The sequence below is a fragment of the Kitasatospora sp. NE20-6 genome (assembly GCF_045862635.1).
Genome location: NZ_BPRL01000044.1, coordinates 1 through 17,762, shown reverse-complemented (window position 1 = coordinate 17,762; position 17,762 = coordinate 1). Strand labels below are relative to the sequence as shown.

6 protein-coding genes and 2 pseudogenes are annotated in these 17,762 nt (G+C 67.5%); all 8 read left to right on the top strand.

All coding sequences use genetic code 11. The features are described 5' to 3' along the window. Positions 1-690: 690 nt before the first annotated feature. Positions 691-4,887, top strand: a complete 4,197-nt coding sequence (locus tag SNE206_RS26815) for a LamG domain-containing protein (protein WP_407916072.1) — start codon at positions 691-693, stop codon at positions 4,885-4,887. A gap of 135 nt (positions 4,888-5,022) precedes the next feature. Beyond that, a complete protein-coding gene (locus tag SNE206_RS26810) occupies positions 5,023-11,988 on the top strand; it encodes a polymorphic toxin-type HINT domain-containing protein (RefSeq protein ID WP_407916071.1) in 6,966 nt (2,321 codons plus the stop codon). Between the two features lie 35 nt (positions 11,989-12,023). Beyond that, positions 12,024-12,317, top strand: coding sequence for a hypothetical protein (locus SNE206_RS26805; protein ID WP_407916070.1), 294 nt, complete (start codon positions 12,024-12,026; stop codon positions 12,315-12,317). Between the two features lie 681 nt (positions 12,318-12,998). Next, positions 12,999-13,220, top strand: a complete 222-nt coding sequence (locus SNE206_RS26800) for a hypothetical protein (protein ID WP_407916069.1) — start codon at positions 12,999-13,001, stop codon at positions 13,218-13,220. 353 nt (positions 13,221-13,573) lie between these two features. Further along, the gene (locus SNE206_RS26795; protein ID WP_407916068.1) at positions 13,574-14,632 is read left to right on the top strand and encodes an ISAs1 family transposase; all 1,059 of its coding nucleotides are present in this window, start codon (positions 13,574-13,576) and stop codon (positions 14,630-14,632) included. Between the two features lie 168 nt (positions 14,633-14,800). Continuing rightward, positions 14,801-16,569: pseudogene (locus SNE206_RS26790) on the top strand (reverse transcriptase/maturase family protein). A 499-nt stretch (positions 16,570-17,068) separates the two neighbouring features. Next, positions 17,069-17,194 (top strand): hypothetical protein, encoded by a 126-nt coding sequence (locus SNE206_RS26785; RefSeq protein ID WP_407916067.1) that lies wholly within the window; start codon positions 17,069-17,071, stop codon positions 17,192-17,194. Positions 17,195-17,233: 39 nt separating this feature from the next. Next, positions 17,234-17,575: pseudogene (locus SNE206_RS26780) on the top strand (transposase); the annotation flags it as partial. Positions 17,576-17,762: the final 187 nt, after the last annotated feature.

Sequence of the window (17,762 nt, the reverse complement as noted above, 5' to 3'; positions counted from 1 at the left end):
GTGCAGTGCAGCGCGGGCTGCGGCGCGGGCGGTGCACATCGTTGAGTGTGGCTATACGGACGTTTACTGATCGTGCGTTGATCGCTACAGATGGCGTGGCCATGCTGGTGGCGGCGGACAGTCGGCGGCCTGGGGGCCCGCTGCGCCGTGTGGGCACGGAGACGTGCCTGGGGCCCGGGGCCGGGAGGATTTCTCGCCGGCCGTAGCGGCTCCCGGGTGCGGCATCGTCGCGGGCCGTGGTTTCTGCGCGTGGGGCGCCTGGCTCCTTGTGGATGTGATGTGTGGCACATTGCGCGGGTCTGCTGGTCCCGGTCGGTCCCTTTCTGGTCACACACGTCTCTCTGTTCAGCCGTCAAAAACACCTGGTCAGGCGGCATTTCGTCGTTGGCGGCCGGTCCGGTGCGGTGGATGCTGCGCAGTCGAATCTTCGAGAGTGAGTGAGTGTTCGTCATGGGGTGGGTTGTGGGTGACCACGGCCGGTGGGGGTGGACCGCGGGGCGCAGAGCGCTCGCGGCATGCCTGTCCGCCGGTCTGATAGCGGGCGTCGGAGCGGCGAGCGCCGTTCCGGCCGCGGCCGCTGAAAGTACGGGAACCGGCGGCGCGAAGGCATCGCCGGCGGGTGCACCGTCGACGGGGACCGCGGAGAGCACCGCGGTCGCGGAGGCCAAGCGGACCGGAAAACCGGTCGACGTGGCGCCGCTGCGCACGGAGTCGGGTGACGTCGTCGCGCAGCCGGACGGCCGGCTGAAGTCGACCGTCTACGCGCAGCCGCAGCGGGTGCGCCGCGCAGGCGGGTGGGTGGACATCGACCCGGCGCTGCACAAACGCACGGACGGCACCCTCGCCCCGAAGGCCGCCACGGCCGACGTGGCATTCTCCGGCGGCGGCAGCACCGCCCCGCTGGTGCGCATGACCCTGGCCGGCAAAACACTGAGCCTGTCCTGGCCCAAGCCGCTGCCCAAGCCCGTCGTCGACGGCGCGACAGCCGAGTACCGGGCAGTCCTGCCCGACATCGACCTCAAACTGACCGCCACCCGCACCGGCTTCACCCAGATCTTCGTCGTCCACACCGCCCAGGCCGCCAAGAACCCCGACCTCGACACGCTGCGCCTGGCGATGAAAGGCGACGGCCTGCGGATCAAGGAGGCTGCCGACGGCTCGCTGTCCGCGGTGGACACAGGGGCCGGTGGCACGGTCTTCCAGGCACCGGCCCCGGTGATGTGGGACTCCACCACCACCGGGCCTACGGAGACGTCCACGTCGGCTGCGCCGTCGACCGCTGCCGACGGCACGAAGGCAGCAGCCACACCGACGGCCACTGACAGCGCAAAGGCGGCAAACCGGTCCGCCGCGAGCACGCCGACTTCCTCCGCTCCCGTTGCTGCGCCTGCTGCCGAGGGCGTGGAGCCGAAGCCCGGTGCGCGGGTGGCGCGGGTGGCGGTGGACTTCCCCGCCGCGCAGGACAAACTGGTCCTCACCCCGGACCAGGGGATGCTGGACGATCCGGCCACGGTGTTCCCGGTGATGATCGACCCGTCGTGGAGCACCCCGCATGCGGGTGACTGGGCGGGTGTGTCGAAGTACTACCCGACGCAGCCGTACTGGCACTACTCGTACAACTCCACCCCGGAGTACGACTTCGGCGTCGGCTACTGCGGCGACACCAACCGCTGCGCGCCCAAGGACGTGAAGCGGGTGTTCTTCCAGATCCCGACCGCGCAGTTCGTCGGGAAGCAGATCCTGTCGGCGACGTTCGGCGCGTGGGAGAGCCACTCCTACTCGTGCACGGCCAAACCGGTCGAGCTGTGGTCGACCGGCTACATCTCGAAGAACACGACGTGGAACTCGCAGAACGCGGCCGGGTTCTGGAGCCGCAAGCTGCAGACGGTGGACGCCGCGCACGGCTGGGACAACTCCTGCGCGAACGGCGCATGGGTCGAGTTCGGCGGCAGCACCTCGGACGCGGTGCGCACCTTGGCGCAGGACGCGGCGAACTGGGGCTGGCAGACGACCACTTTCGGCCTGAAGGCGGCCGACGAGACGGACCTGTACGCGTGGAAGCGCTTCACCGACGGTGCCTACCTGCAGGTGTACTACAACCTGCCGCCCCGTCAGCCCGCCATCGCCGACCTGACCATGCAGCCGGGCTCGTCCTGCTCGGCGACGGCGGTGCAGGTGCAGAAACTGCCGCAGCTCACCGCGGTCCTCAAGGATCCGGACGGTGAGGCGATCGGTGCGCAGTTCGCCATCGGCTGGGACGACGGCACCGGATGGAAGCGCAAGTGGTTCAACACCGGCGCCACCGAGTCGACCACCCCGGCGTCGGGCACGTTCAAGGCCTCGGGTTCGGCCTTCAACCTGACACTGCCCGACGGCGTGATCCCGACCGACCGGGACTTCACCTGGGAGGTGCGGGCCTGGGACGGCGCGAGCTGGGGCCAGTGGAGCTCCGACGGCACCCCGACCGCGTGCTACGTGCGGGTCGATGCCTCGATCCCGTTCGGGCCTGGTGTCATCTCGGCCGTCTACCCGATCAGCCCGTCCGCGGGCACTGCCCCGCCGACCGACGGGGTGGGCCGCTACGGCACCTTCACGATCGACGCGGTGGAGAGCAACGTCGTGAAGTACCAGTGGGGCCTCGATGCGGCCGCGTCCGCGCTGCACGAGGTGGCCACGACCTCCGGCGCCCCGCAGACGATCAACGTCCTGGTGGACAAGCCCGGCCCGCACATGCTCTCCGTCCGGTCGATCACCGGATCGGGAGTCTCGTCCGAGGCGGAGACGTACTACTTCAACGTCGCGAACGGCCGGGGTCAGCGGGGCGGCTGGGCCATGGACGAGACCACCGGAAGCACCACGCTGGCCGGCACGGCCGCCGGCACGGGCTTGCAGCTCAGCACGGGGGCCACCCTCCAGGCGCCGGGCCACACCGGCACCGCGATGGCCTTCGACGGCACCACCAACGCCTACGCCTCCGGAGCCCCCGGGCACCTGGACACCTCCAAGAGCTTCACCGTCTCGGTCTGGGCGAACATCGCCGACGCCGACCGGGTGCGCAGCGCGGTGAGCCAGGCGGGTCAGAACACCGCGTTCTTCGACCTGGGTGAGCGCGACGGCGTCTGGTCGTTCACCACCTTCACCCAGGACGTGGCGAACGGTTTCGCCTGGCAGTCCGCGCAGGGCACCGCCCCGGTCGTCCCCAACCGGTGGACCCACCTGACCGGCGTCTACGACAAGCCCGGCAACAGGGTCTACCTGTACGTCGACGGCGTCCTGACCGGCCAGGTCTACGCCCCATCCTCCTTCGCCGCCTCCGGCGCGCTGGAGCTGGGCCGGGTGCGCTACATGGGCGGCTACGTCGACCCGTGGAAGGGCTCCCTGGACGAGGTCCGCACCTGGGACCGCGCTCTCACCCAGGCCGAGATCACCCAGGTCGCCGCCGACCAGCCCCTGACCACCGGCCTTCCCGCCAGGAGCGTGTGGCACCTGGACGAGCCGACCGGTGCCACCATGGTCACCGGCACCCCGGAGAGCGACGCCGTCACCCTCAGCAACGGCGCCGCCGCAGGAGCTGCCGGCCGCACCGGCCAGGCCGTGCACTTCGACGGGACGGACGACTACGCCCGCACCACCCGTCCGGCAGCCGACGGCACACGGAGCTTCTCCGTGGCGGCCTGGGTACGCCTGCCGAAGATCGCCGCTGGTGATGTCACGACCCGGATGATTCTCAACCAGACGGGCGCCCACAGGAGCGAACTGGTCCTGTACTACGCGCCCTACACCAAGAAGTGGGTGTTCGGCCGGTACACCCAGGACGGCGCAGGCGCATCCCTGGTCACGGCCCTCCAGCCGGCCTGCACCGGACCGATCGGCAGCACTCCGTGCTTCGGTGCGACCGACGGTGAGTGGACGCACCTGGTGGGTGTCTCGGACGCCACCGCGAAGAAGATCCGCCTGTACGTCAACGGCTACCTCGTCGGTGAGTCCGACTACACCCAGACCACCCCGTGGGCCCAGCCGGGACCGCTGCAGCTCGGCGCGGTCTCCCTGGAGGGAGCCAACGCCGAGTTCTTCGGCGGCGACATCGACGACGTGAAGGTGTGGGACCGCATCATCACCGCACCGGAGATCGGCGACCTCGTCAACAGCACCTCGCAACTGCTGGGCCGATGGAAGCTGAACACTGCCACCGGAAACCCGCTCGGCTCGTCGAACGAGATCACCGGCGGCTCCGCGGTGGTCCTCGGTGGCGGTGCCGACATCAACCCCGACGGCAGTGTCCTGCCCTATGCAGGAGGCGGAACCCTACGACTCAGCGGTACCAACGCGTATGCGGAGAACACCCCGACCCTGCTGCACACCGACAGAAGTTTCAGCCTGTCCGCGTGGGCGGCCACCGCAGGTGTTCCTCTGCGGGACATGACGGTCCTGTCCGTCGCCGGCACCAGCGGCGCCTCGGTGACGCTGCGCTGGCACTACGTCGGGGTCAACAGTTCGGGACAACAAGTGGGTGAGTGGCAGGCCGCTGTCCGGTCTTCCGACACAGCGGGGGGCTACCAAACGACCATCTCGCACGCCACAAGCACCACGTGGAAGCCATGGTCGCACCTGGCGGTGGTCTATGACGGCCTCGCCGGCAGTCTGGCCCTGTACGTCAACGGCGAGTCGGACCGGTCGGGCTGCGAATCCGGCGATCTGACCTGCATCGGGTCAAGCTACTCCCTTTCTGCGTCCCGCCCGTTCGATGCGACCGGCGGCCTGCAACTCGGCCGCACCGGCGCGCCCAGTGCCTGGGGCGAGTACTTCTCGGGGGAGCTCTCCGACGTCCAGATTTACCAAGGTGTCCTGACCGATCAGCAGGTAAGCAACCTGTCGCTGCCGTTCTGACCGGAACCGGGCGCCGCACACTCCGAGTGCGCAGCCCCGGCGGGCCGGGCAGCAAATGCTGCCCGGCCCGCCCTGCAGCGGCCGCCCAGCCGACAGCGCCCCACTACTGGGGCGCCTACCCGAGGAATCATGTCCATGAATACGAACAGGGTCGCCCGGCGGCGGTCCCGGCCCAGGACGGCTGCCGTGGTGGCTGCCGTGCTGGTCGGGTCCTTGCTGCCTACGCTCCCGATGGCCGCGGCGGCGTCCGCGGCCGGCCCCGCGAAACTCGCCCCGCCCTCACCGGGCAAGCCGGTCAAGGTCAGCGACGCCAAGGTCAAGCCCCGCAAACCCGACACCACCGTCAGCAAGCCGGAAGCGAAGCACACGGTCTGGCCCGAGGCCGCAACCGCGAAGGTCACCGCACCGGCAGGCAGGCCCGTCAAGGCCGGCGACCTCCCCGTCACCCTCACCACCACGGCCGGCGACACCGCACCGTCCGCCGACATCCAGGTCCTCGACCAGGACGCGGCACGCAAGGCCGGCATCACCGGCCTCCTGCTGACCGTCACCGCCCCCACGAGCCCCGCCGGTACGAAGGCCCGGGTCGCCGTTGACTACTCCGGCTTCGCCCAGGCCTCGGGTGCCGGCTTCGGTGCCCGGCTGCACCTGGTCCAGCTCCCGGCCTGCGTCCTCACGACCCCGCAGAAGCCTGAGTGCCGGGTGCAGACCCCGCTCAAGGGTGGAAACGACACCGAACACCAGAGTGTCACCGCCGACGCCGTCCCCCTGACCGCGCCACAAGCCCCGGCCGGACAGCTGCGCGTACAGTCCGCACCCGGCGGACCGACGGTGCTGGCGGCCGCCGCAGCCAACGCAGGACCGACCGGCGACTACAAGGCGACCCCGCTGGCGGCCGCATCCACGTGGTCGACATCGCTCAACAGCGGCTCCTTCACCTGGTCCTACGGCATGCCGCTCACCGCGATGCCCGGCGGCCTCACCCCACAGGTCGGGCTCGCGTACGACTCCGGCAGCGTCGACGGCCGCACCTCCAACAGCAACAACCAGGCGTCCTGGGCCGGCGACGGCTTCACCCTGGACATCGGTTCCGTGGAGCGCACCTACAAGGCGTGCGCCGACGACGGCGCACCCAAGACCAACGGCGCCGACCCCGGCGACCAGTGCTGGGCCACCGACAACGCCACCATCTCCTTCGCCGGACGCTCGGGTGAACTGATCCCGGTGTCCGCGAACGAGTGGCGGATCAAGGGTGACGACAACACCAAGGTTGTGCGGGTCCGCGACAGCTCGCGCGGCAACGGCGACAACGACGGCGAATACTTCAGGGCCACCACCTCCGACGGCGCCAGTTACTTCTTCGGCTACAACCGGCTGCCGAACTGGACCTCGGGCAAGGCGGAGACCAAGTCCGTCTACACCGTCCCGGTCTATGGCAACAACAGCGGCGAACCCTGCTACAGCAGCAGCGGGTTCGGCTCGTCGTGGTGCCAGCAGGGCTGGCGCTGGAACCTCGACCTGGTCGTGGACGCGCACGGCAACGACATCACCTACTGGTACACCCCGGAGACGAACAACTACGGCCGCAACCTGAAGGCTTCGGACCGTACCCCCTACATCCGGGGCGGTCACCTGGAGCACATCGAGTACGGCCAGCGCCAGAGCGACCTCTACTCGACCACCGTCAAGCCGATGGCCAAGGTCGAGTTCAAGACCGCCGAGCGCTGCCTGGAGACCACCGCTTCCCTGTGCGATGCGGCGAACATCGACACCAACCGGCAGTACTGGTACGACACCCCCTGGGACCAGAACTGCAAGGACAACACCGACTGCAACACCGTCCTCAGCCCATCCTTCTTCACCCGCACCCGGCTCACCCAGGTCATCGCCTCCACCCTGCAGGGCGACGGCACCTACAAGGGCCTGGACACCTGGGACCTGGTCCACGAGTGGGGCACCGCCGGCTACGACTTCCAGCTGTTGCTGAAATCCATTCAGCACACCGGTACCGCCACTACCTCCACCATCGCGCTCCCGAAGACCACGCTTGAATACAAGCAGATGGTCAACCGGATGGACCGTACCGGCGACGGACGGCTGCCGTTCATCAAACAACGTCTGGGAACCGTCCACGACCAGCTCGGCGGTCAGATCGACGTCAACTACTCCACCGCAGCCTGCGACCCCGACGCCCTGCCCACCCCGCAGACCAACACCACCCGCTGCTTCCCCCAGCAGTACCAGCCCGACAACGACGTACCCGTGACCACCGAATGGTTCAACAAGTACGTCGTCGAATCCGTGACCGGCACCGACAACACCGGCCACGCCCCCGACGCCGTCACCCACTACACCTACCTCGGCGACCCGGCCTGGCACTTCGACGACCTCGACGGCATCACCAAGGAGAAACTCAAGACCTGGTCCCAGTGGCGCGGCTACGCCCGCGTCCGCGTCGAGACCGGCGGCACCTCGGGCATGTCGACGCAGGCCGAGCACTACTTCCTGCGCGGCATGCACGACGACCGAACCGACCCCGCCGACAAGACACAGAAGCGCACCGTCACCGTCCCCGACGGCGAAGGCACCACGCTCACGGATTATGAGGCGTGGGCCGGGTTCGAGTACCGCACCGAGCAGTACGACAAGCCCGCCGGGAAAATCCTGTCCAAGACGGTCAGCACTCCGTGGAAGAAGACCACGGCGACCCGAACCCGGGACTGGGGCACCACCACAGCCAACCTGACAGGTACTTCGGCATCCCGGACGTTCACCTCGCTCGACAACGGTGCCGGGACGGCTTGGCGGGAGACCCGGACCAACATCACGTTCGACGACTACGGCCGTACCACACAGGCGGAGGACCTCGGTAACGCCGATGCCAACGTCGCCGGTGACGACAAGTGCACCCGCACCACCTACACCGACAACACCACGGCCTGGATCCTCACCGGCACGATTCGTACCGAGACCGTCGCCGCCAACTGCGCCGCGACTGTCGACCGTGCGACGCGCCTCGACGGTACCTCGGTCGTCCTGTCCGACGTTCGTGTCCGCTTCGACGGCCAGCCCTACGGCACCGCCCCCACCAAGGGCGACCCGACAATGGTCGAAACCCTCACGGGACGCACTGCCACCACCGCGACCTATCTCGACACGCTCAACACCTACGACAACCTCTACGGCCGCATCCTGAGCACCACGGAACTGGCGAGCCGCACCGTCTACACCCTGGCCACCGAGGCCAGCAGCACCACCCCACTGCCCGAGGCGCGGTCGGACAGCACCGTCTACACCCCCGCCACCGGGCGTCCCACCCAGGCCACGGTCACATCACCCCCCACCAAGGTTGGGGACAGCACCACCACCCAGGTCACCACCAGCACCTTCGACCTGCTGCGCGGCCAGAAGGTGACGGTGATCGACGCCAACACGAAGAGGACCGACACCGCCTACGACGCACTCGGCCGCGTGCTGAAGGTGTGGCTGCCCGACCAGCAACCCACTTCCAGCACCCCGAACTACGAATACGCCTACAACCTGGCCGACCAGCAGATCACCGCTGTCTCCACGAAGACGCTCGCGAGAGACAAATCGCAGGAGACCTCCTGGACCATCTACGACGGCTTCGGCCGCGCCCGTCAGACCCAGGCCCCAGGTGACAGCGGCGGGCGTCGGATCACCGACACGTTCTACGACGAGCGGGGCCAGGCCGTCCTGGCCTATGCCCTCTACTACGCCACCGGCGCCCCTTCGAAGACCCTTGCCAATGTGGAGGAGGCCACCAACCTCGACACCCAGACCCGAAACGAGTACGACGGCCTGGGACGCGTCACCAAGTCCACCGTCCTTGCAGGCAACGGTGTGGGCACGCCGCTGGCGACGACAGTGACCGAATACGGTGGTGACCGGGTCACCGTCACCCCGCCCACCGGTGCGACACCGACCACCACGATCACCGACGCCGCCGGGCAGGTCACGGAACTGAGGCAGTACAAGGCTTCACCGCCCGGGCCCGGTACCGCCTACGACACCACCAGCTACAGCTACGACCCGGCCGGCCACATGACCGGCCTGACCGGGCCCGGTGGCTCGCAGTGGAGCTGGACCTACGACCAGCTCGGCCGGCAGACCAATGCCGTCGACCCCGACACCGGCACCACTACCAAGACCTACAACACCCGGAATGAAGTCACCTCGACCACCGATAGCCGCGGCAAGACCGTGGCCACCGTGTACGACAACATCGGCCGCGTGCTGGAGACCCGAGACGGTTCCGCCACCGGTCCGCTGCTGACCTCCCGCGCCTGGGACCCGACCGGCTTCAAGGGCCAGCTTGCCTCCAGCAGCCGCTTCGCCACCATCGCCGGCACCACGTACGAGTACAAGACTGCCTACTCCGTTTTCGACCCCCTGTACCGACCCCGCAAGACCAGCTACACCATTCCGTCCGTTCCCAACGGGCAGCAGAACCTCGCCGGTACCTACGACATCAACACCACCTACAACCCGGACGGCACCACCAATACCGCCTCCTACCCGGCCGCCGGCAACCTCGCCACAGAGAACCTCGTCTTCACCTACGACACGCTCCACCGGCCGACCAAGATCTCCGGCCTGAGCACCTACCTCACCGGCCAGACCTACGACCAGGTGGGCAGGCCGCTGCAGTCGACGCTGTCCAACGGCACCGCGGGCAAGGTGTTTCATGTCACCCACGCCTACGAGGCCGGTACCCAGCGGCTGAAGACCTCCACCACCGACACCAACGGCACGACCGTTCTCCGCCGGGCCGACTACACCTACGACCCTGCCGGCAACGTCACCTCACTCACCGACACCTCAGCCTCCGGCACCGACCGGCAGTGCTACCGGTACGACCACCTCGCCCGCCTCACCGATGCGTACACCCCCACCGCCACCACCTGCCCGGCCAGCCCGGACGGCGCAGCTCTCGGTGGTCCGGCCGCGTACTGGACCAGTTGGACGTACAACACCGACGGCACCCGCGCCGGCGAAACCCGGCACAACCCTGCCGGCAACACCGCCCAGGACGCCGCCACCACCTACACCTACCCCCGGCCCCACAGCCTGGGCCAGACCTCCACCACCACCGGCGCCCTCGGCAGCCCCGTCGACGAGACCTACCTCTACGACACCGCGGGCAACACCACCGAGCGCCACCTCAAACCCGCCACCGACCGGACCAGCGACCAGCAACTCACCTGGGACACCGAGAACCATCTCGTCAAGGTCACCGACACCGTCAAGATCACCAGCGGCAGTGCCACCACGACCAGCAAGACCACCGACTACCTCTACGACGCCGACGGCAACCGGCTCCTCGCCCACAACCTCGACACCGCCACCCCCGCAGCCGAAAACTGGACCCTCTACCTCGGCGGCACCGAACTCAAACTCACCAAGGGCATGGCCAAACTGGCCGCGACCCGCTACTATCCCCTCGGCACGGCCACAGCCGTCCGTACCGACGACAACACCCTCACCTTCCAGGCCGCAGACCACCACGGCACCGCCGAACTCAACATCAACGCCACCACCGGCAACGTCGACCAACGTCGCACCGCCCCCTTCGGTGCCACCCGCGGCACCGCACCCACCGGTTGGGCCGGTACCCGTGGCTTCCTCGGCGGAACCACCGAACCCACGGGTCTCACCCATCTTGGAGCCCGCGACTACGACCCCACCACCGGCCGCTTCATCTCCGTCGACCCGGTCCTGGTCGGTACCGATCCCCAGTCCCTCGCCGGATACACCTACAGCAACAACAGCCCCGTCACACTGAGCGACCCGAGCGGCCTCTGCCCGCGTGACAGGTGCGACGGTTACGGCCAGAACCCGGGGAGTCCCGGCGGAAGCACAGGAACTCCGTCGGACGCGGACAAACCCGACACCGGAAACGGAACGAACGGCCAGATCCAGGTCGACGACGACCTCTACATCCCGATCACCTTCTCCAATCCGAACAGGTTCCTCGAGCTCTACTACGCGAACCGCCACAGGATCGTCGACAAATACAGTCCCGACCCACCCGTTAGCGCCCAGTTCTGGCTTGCTCGTGATATCTGCCTGAGCTACAAGGGCGTATGTTCGGATGACGAAAAAGCAATCATAGGCCAGCTTTTTGGTGCTGCGCTCGGAGTCATCGCAATGACGGTGGGGGTCGAAGGGCCAGGCGGTGGCGTGAACAGCCCCATCGGAGACCTGGCGGCCTTCAAGCGGTTCATGGGCCAAAGCACCCATGGCGCGGGCAAACTTCCCAGGGCTATGGAGCCATACCTGAAGGGTTCATGCAAGAGTAATAGTTTCCCTGCAGGAACCATGGTTCTCAAGGCGGACGGCACCGCAGTTCCGATCGACGAACTTGAGATCGGCGAAGAAATCCTCGCCACCGACCCCGAGACCGGAGAAACCGGCCCTCACAAGATCGATGCCACGATCCTGACCCCGGACGACCGCCAGTTCACCACCCTCACCATCCGGACCGCCGACGGCGCGACAAGTTCCCTGACAGCAACCGACCACCACCCGTTCTGGTCAGAAAACCACCATCAGTGGCTTGACGCGGCAGGCCTTGCTCCTGGTGACTCGCTCCGTACGAACGGTGGGTCACCGGTAACCGTCACCAAGGTCAATCACTGGACAGGGCTGCAGGCCGCTTTCAACCTGACCGTCCGCGACCTCCACACGTACTATGTACTCGCTGGTGCCACGCCGGTCCTGGTGCACAATGACAATGGCTGGCAGGTGCCAGACGACTACATCGTTATTCGCGGAGGACAGAGTCCGATGCCGGGCGCTGATGTCGAATTCTCTGGATCAATGGGCACAACACTTGCTGAAGCCGGTGCCGGTGTCCCGCATGGCAGCCTTCGCGCAACGACGGCTGGCGCAATTCGTGCGGCTGGCGGCACTGTGAAGTATGCGCCCGAGCCGATTGCTGGCGAGGGTTCTCCGCTCAACTACAACCATGTGAACGTCACACTTGGAAGTGGAGATCCGTTCGGCGCCATTGAGTCAAATCCTGTGCCGAAGGCCGGCCGGTTGGCCCCTGATGCACTCGGAGGGCCGCGGTGTTGACCAGAAGGTTTACCAGTCGAGAGGAAGTTGTTTCGGTGGCCAAGACCGTGTCGTGGGGGCCAGCTGATATTACCGGTGGGCCGGTAGACGAGATATTTACCGCTCTTAGGGAGGCTTTTCTCGGCCTTCGAATCGAGCGACTCTCGGTTACTCGCTCCGGTGATGACGATAATGTCTGGTTCATTTCCCGTGAGAATGGCATGGAAGTTCAGCTGGATTCTTCGTCAAACGGCGAGCCACCATTTCTGCTTGAATCCGACACCGCGAGGGAACGGGTGGACGAGGTTGGCCTTGCCGTCGAAACGCTGACTGAGTGGTTGCGTGGCTGAATTACGCCGGGGCCCTACTGTGAGAGTTCGCAGTAGGGCCCCCGGGCGTTTTGACGGCAGCGGTTGACGGCAACGTCAGCGGACGGGTGCTGCACAAAGTGGCGGATCGTCGCCGTCGTTGGGCTCGGCCGTGGCGTCTGCGGGGTGGCGGAGGGCCTTGCCGAGGAGGTCGATGGCGTCGCGCTGGAGGCGGAGCCGGACGTGGGCATACACCGTCGCGGTCTTCGACGTGATCCAGCGGCTCCTCGACGGCCCTGACTACCCCACCACCCTCACCGCGTTCACCTGCGCCAGGGAGCGCGAACTGCGCGAGCTGTGCGCCGGCTTCAGGCTCGGCTTCGCTCACAACGCCGACCCGGGCGGGACGCCTGGCCCCGCTACGTCCTGGTGCGCCAGCTCGAGAGTCTGGTCCTGGCCGAGCTGCTCACCCACCGGCCCCGGCCCTCGACGACGCCTGGAACGGGAACCTGTCCGACGTCCTCCTGGACGAGACATGGCCCTGGCCTGGCCGCCCCGCGGCTTACTGGCCGCCGAGCGGCCCGACCCGACCCACTTCCCGCCACCCCAGCGCCCGTACCTGCGATGACTGACGCCCCCCGCCGCCCGTTCCGCCTTCGCGGCCGCCTCGGCGGCCAGCTCTGCGGCCAAGGCGCAACGCCGTCCCGGCTACACTCCGGCTCTATGGCGATGATCTACGAGACCCAGGAGTGGAAAGGCCACGGGAGGCAGAACTACTACTGGAACGAGTACGGGCTCGAAGGCGACACCGTCGTCAAGTACAAGTGCCACCGGCAGAAGTTCTTCGACGGCGATGAGAACACCTGGCTGAAGGACGAATCGGCCGTGGAGTCCTGGGGACTTGATGATCCGAGCATGCCCGATTGGCTGAGGCGGTATCTCTGACGGTCCGGGCCGGAGACCGCCCCGGCAGGCGGCCCGGTCCCGGCCGGGACGGCGGCCAGCATGTCGGTGACGGCCGGGTTCTCCTCGGCGGCCAGGTGCAGGTCCTCCGCCGCTGAGTGCGTCTCGGCCGCCGCGGCGATTGGACGGGGAGATCCGCGCCTCGGAGTATGGCTGTCGCTGACTACGCAGCTCTTCACCTGCAGCGCGTTTCCGGGGTTTGTGGGCAAGGCTTCGGCGTAGTCGTATGGCGTCCGGCTTGTGACGATCTGTCGGGTGGGCAGTCCCGGGAACGGGACAGGCACGGCTTCCAAGATCATGGAGTTCTCGACGCCCCGTGATCCAAGTGGAAGACCTTGCCTGCCGACGCATCATTGCCGATCCAGCCTGCCCTTGACCAGCTCCGAGAGCGCCTCGAGGTCGTACCCGAGGAGATCCCGGGGCTGCTGGAACGGCTGGCCGAGGTGCCGGACCCCCGTGACCCACGCGGAGTGCGCCACGCCCTGGCCGTCGTACTCACGCTGACCGCGTGCGCCGTGCTGACCGGGGCCACTTCGCTCCTGGCCGTCGGCGAGTGGATCGCCGACGCCCCGGCTCAGGTTCTGGAGCGCCTCGGCATCCGTATCGATCCGCTGCTGCCCACGCGGCTGGTGCCCGCCGAGTCGACGGTCCGCCGGCTCCTGGCCCGCATCGACGGCGACGCGCTGGACCAGGCGGTCGGCCGTTGGCTCGCCGCCCGCCGCCCGCAACCGAGCGGTGCCGATGACCTGCGCGGAGTGTCGGTGGACGGCAAGAGCCTGCGCGGAGCCGCCAAGGCGAAGGGCCGCAGGATCCACCTCCTGGCAGCCATGGAGCACACCACCGGCCTGGTGCCGGCCCAGCTGGACGTCGGCGAGAAGACCAACGAGATCACCTGCTTCCAACCCCTGCTCGACACCGTCGCAGGCCTCGCCGGGACGGTCGTCACCAGTGACGCGATGCACACCCGGCGCGAGCACGCCGAGTACCTCCTCGGCCGGAAGGCGCACTGCATCGTGATCGTCAAGGGCAACCAGTGCGCCACGAGGCGCTCTGACACATCCCCGCCGCAGGCGGGACAGACTCGAAGGGAGGTCTGCTGGGTCCGATGGCTTACCTGGAGCCGAAAGGCGAAGGGGACCAGAGCATGCCAGGAAACCGGCGGCCGGGCCCAGGTGCCTGGGACGGTGCGTCGGGGGACCCGCGCGGTATGGCGAAGGCTTGATTGCTTGAACCCCAATCTCCAGCGGCAGCAATTTACTGCGACCGGAACGGCACCTGAAACCGGTGCCCGCCGTGGCCGGGGCGTGCTGGTTCGCCCTGACCACCCTTCGCGGCGGGAGCGATGCCCAGTGAGGGCATTCAAGGAGATGAGTGGGGCGCCTGGGCCGTGCTGAACGTGTGTCAGAGACGAACGTGGGATCACCGTCCCAGTACGGCTGGCGGTGACGGAGTGCTCGTAGTAGTCGCCGGAGTGACGACCGGCCAAGGAGAACGGGAAAGCCGTTCACAGGGCGAAGGGGCACAGGTGATGCGGACACCGAACGACTGCGGAGGTATGCGAAATGCAGAGCGCTGACGCGGTGCTCGGTGTCCTGCGGGACAGGGGCAGGCGCGGCCTGCCCCTGGAACGGCTGTATCGGCAGTTGTTCAACGAACAGCTGTTTCTGATGGCCTACGGGCGCATCTACGCCAATGACGGCGCGATGACACCCGGGGCCGACGGGGATACCCCGGACGGGATGAGTCTGGGTGCGATCCGGGAGATCATCGGCCAACTGCGTGCCGAGCGCTACCGGTTCACGCCAGCCCGCCGGGTCTATATCCCCAAGACGAACGGAACCCGGCGGCCCCTGGGGCTGCCGTCCTGGCGGGACAAGCTGGTCGGCGAGGTGGTGCGCCTGCTCTTGGAGGCTTACTAAGAGCCGCAGTTCTCCGCCAGGTCGCACGGTTTCCGTCCCGGACGGGGCTGCCATACCGCACTCGACGAGATCGCTTCGACATGGACAGGCACGACCTGGTTCATCGAGGCCGACATCGCCGACTGCTTCGGCAGCCTCGACCACGAGGTCATGATCGCGATCCTGGCTGAACACATCCATGACGGACGGTTCTTGCAACTGGTGGGCGACATGCTCCGGGCGGGGTACTTGGAGGACTGGACGTGGCACGCCACGCATTCCGGCGCGCCACAGGGCGGGGTCGTCTCGCCCATCCTGTCCAACATCTACCTCGACCGGCTCGATGCTTTCGTGGAACAGCATCTGGTCCCGGCCTTCACTCGCGGAAGCGTCCGCCGGCAGAACCGGGAGTACGGGAACATCACCGCGAAGATCGGCTACTGGAGACGCAAGGGCGACCGCGACAAGGTCAAGGCTCTGCGCAAGCTCCAGCAGTCGATCCCCAGCGTCGATGTGAACGACCCCGACTACCGGCGGCTGCGCTACCTCGCTACGCCGACGATCACCTTCTGGGGTTCGTCGGCACCAAGGCCGAAGCCGAACAGATCAAGGACCGGCTCTCCGCGTTCCTGCGCGAGGAGCTGAAACTCCAACTCTCCACCGAGAAAACCTTGATCACCCATGCCCGCACCCACAAGGCGCGGTTCCTCGGCTACGACATCTGGACCCGGCAGGCTGACAGCTGGCACACCAGCGGCGGCCGCTCGCTCAACGGCTCCATCGCCCTGGGCGTCCCGCCGGAGTCCGTCGACACCAGATGCCGGACCTATCTGCGCGGACAGGGCAAACCCCTGATCCGCAACGACCTGATCCGCACCAGCGACTACAACATCGTCGCCGCCTTCGGCGCGGAGTATCGAGGTTATGTCCAGTACTTCCAGTTGGCAGGGAACATCAACCGGCTCAACAAGCTCCGCTTCGTGATGGAACGGTCGATGCTCTCCACCCTGGCCGCGAAGCACCGCCGCCCGCCGTGGGTGATGCGGGACCGTCACCGAACCACTGTCAGCACCCCGCACGGGAAACGACGGTGCTTCGAGGCAGTCCAGCGCACCCCGTCGGGCAAGGTGTTCACCGCCAGGTTTGGAGGCATCCCGCTGCGTCGGCGCAAACATGCCCGTCTGATCGACGGGGCTTGGCCGACCCGGCGCGGACGCCAGCTCATCGCCCGGCTCACCGCCCAGATCTGCGAACTGTGCGACTCCCGAGACGGGATCACCGTCCACCACGTCAAACGAGTCGCCGACCTCAACCGATACAGCTCCACGGCCGCCCCGGCCTGGGTGGAGGCCATGCGAGCCAGTCGACGGAAGACCCTGATCGTCTGCGCTCACTGCCACGCCACCATCCACCAGCAGCCGACCACGCAGTAGCACCACTGGAGAGCCGGATGCGGGGAAACTCGCACGTCCGGTTCGGGGAGCAGCCGCGCGGAGACGACCCCACCGAGGGCACCGCGCCGCGCGGCTGACTCTACGAAGAAGCTCCGCAAGCAGCTCAAGTCCCTTCCCTGGAAGGACATCCCACTCCAGGGCCGCACCAAGGACACCGGTCACGGACGCTTCGAGATCCGCCGCATCAAGGTCGCCACCGTGAACAACCTGCTCTTCCCCGGCGCCCGCCAGTCCATCCAGATCAAGCGCCGCCGCACCGACCGCAAGACCGGCAGGACCACCATCAAGACCGTCTACGCCGTCACCAGCCTGACCGCCGACCAGGCCGCCCCGGCCCAGCTCGCGAAGCTGATTCGCGACCACTGGCACATCGAGGCCCTGCATCACGTCAGGGACACCACGTTCGCCGAGGACGCTCCCCAGCCTTCGGCCGGGAGGTGCCCCCACCCAGCTCCGCACCGGCAACGCACCGCGTGCGATGGCGACCTGGCGAAACCTCGCCATCGGCGCCCTGAAGCTCGCCGGAGTCACCAACATCGCTGCCGCCCTCCGCCGCAACGCCAGAGACGTCACCCGGCCGCTCGCCCTCCTCGGCCTCACGTGATCACAAACCGGACATTACGCGACTATGCCGAAGCCTTGCGCCGCCGGCCGACAACTGCTCACCATGGTCGCCGCCGAGTACCCGACCATCAGCAAGGCCTGAGCCGACATGGGCTACAAGAACGCCGTCGTCGAACACGGCGCCGCAGTGGGAATCGACGTCGAAATCGTCCGCCGCGACCCCGTGATCAGGGGGTTCGTCGTCCAACCCCGCCGCTGGGTCGTCGAATGGAGCTTCGGCTGGCTCGTGCAACACCGCCGCCTCGCCCGCGACTACGAAACCCTCCCGGCCCGCTCCGAAGCCATGATCAACGTCGCAATGATCGGCCTCATGACCCGTCGACTCATCGGTGAATCCACCCCCACCTGGCGCGGAACCTGACCCCCCGAAACCAGGGACGAAACGCCCAGTCGCGGTCGGCCCCCTTCCCGTCGTGAGGGTGGGCCGTCTGCGGCGACCGACTTGACTCAACGGTTGACAAGATTTGACATGGCGTGTTGTATCTTGGGTGGTAGAGCGTCGGCGTATGGGGGTCAGGACGGTGGACGTGGACGGAGAGACGGTCGGG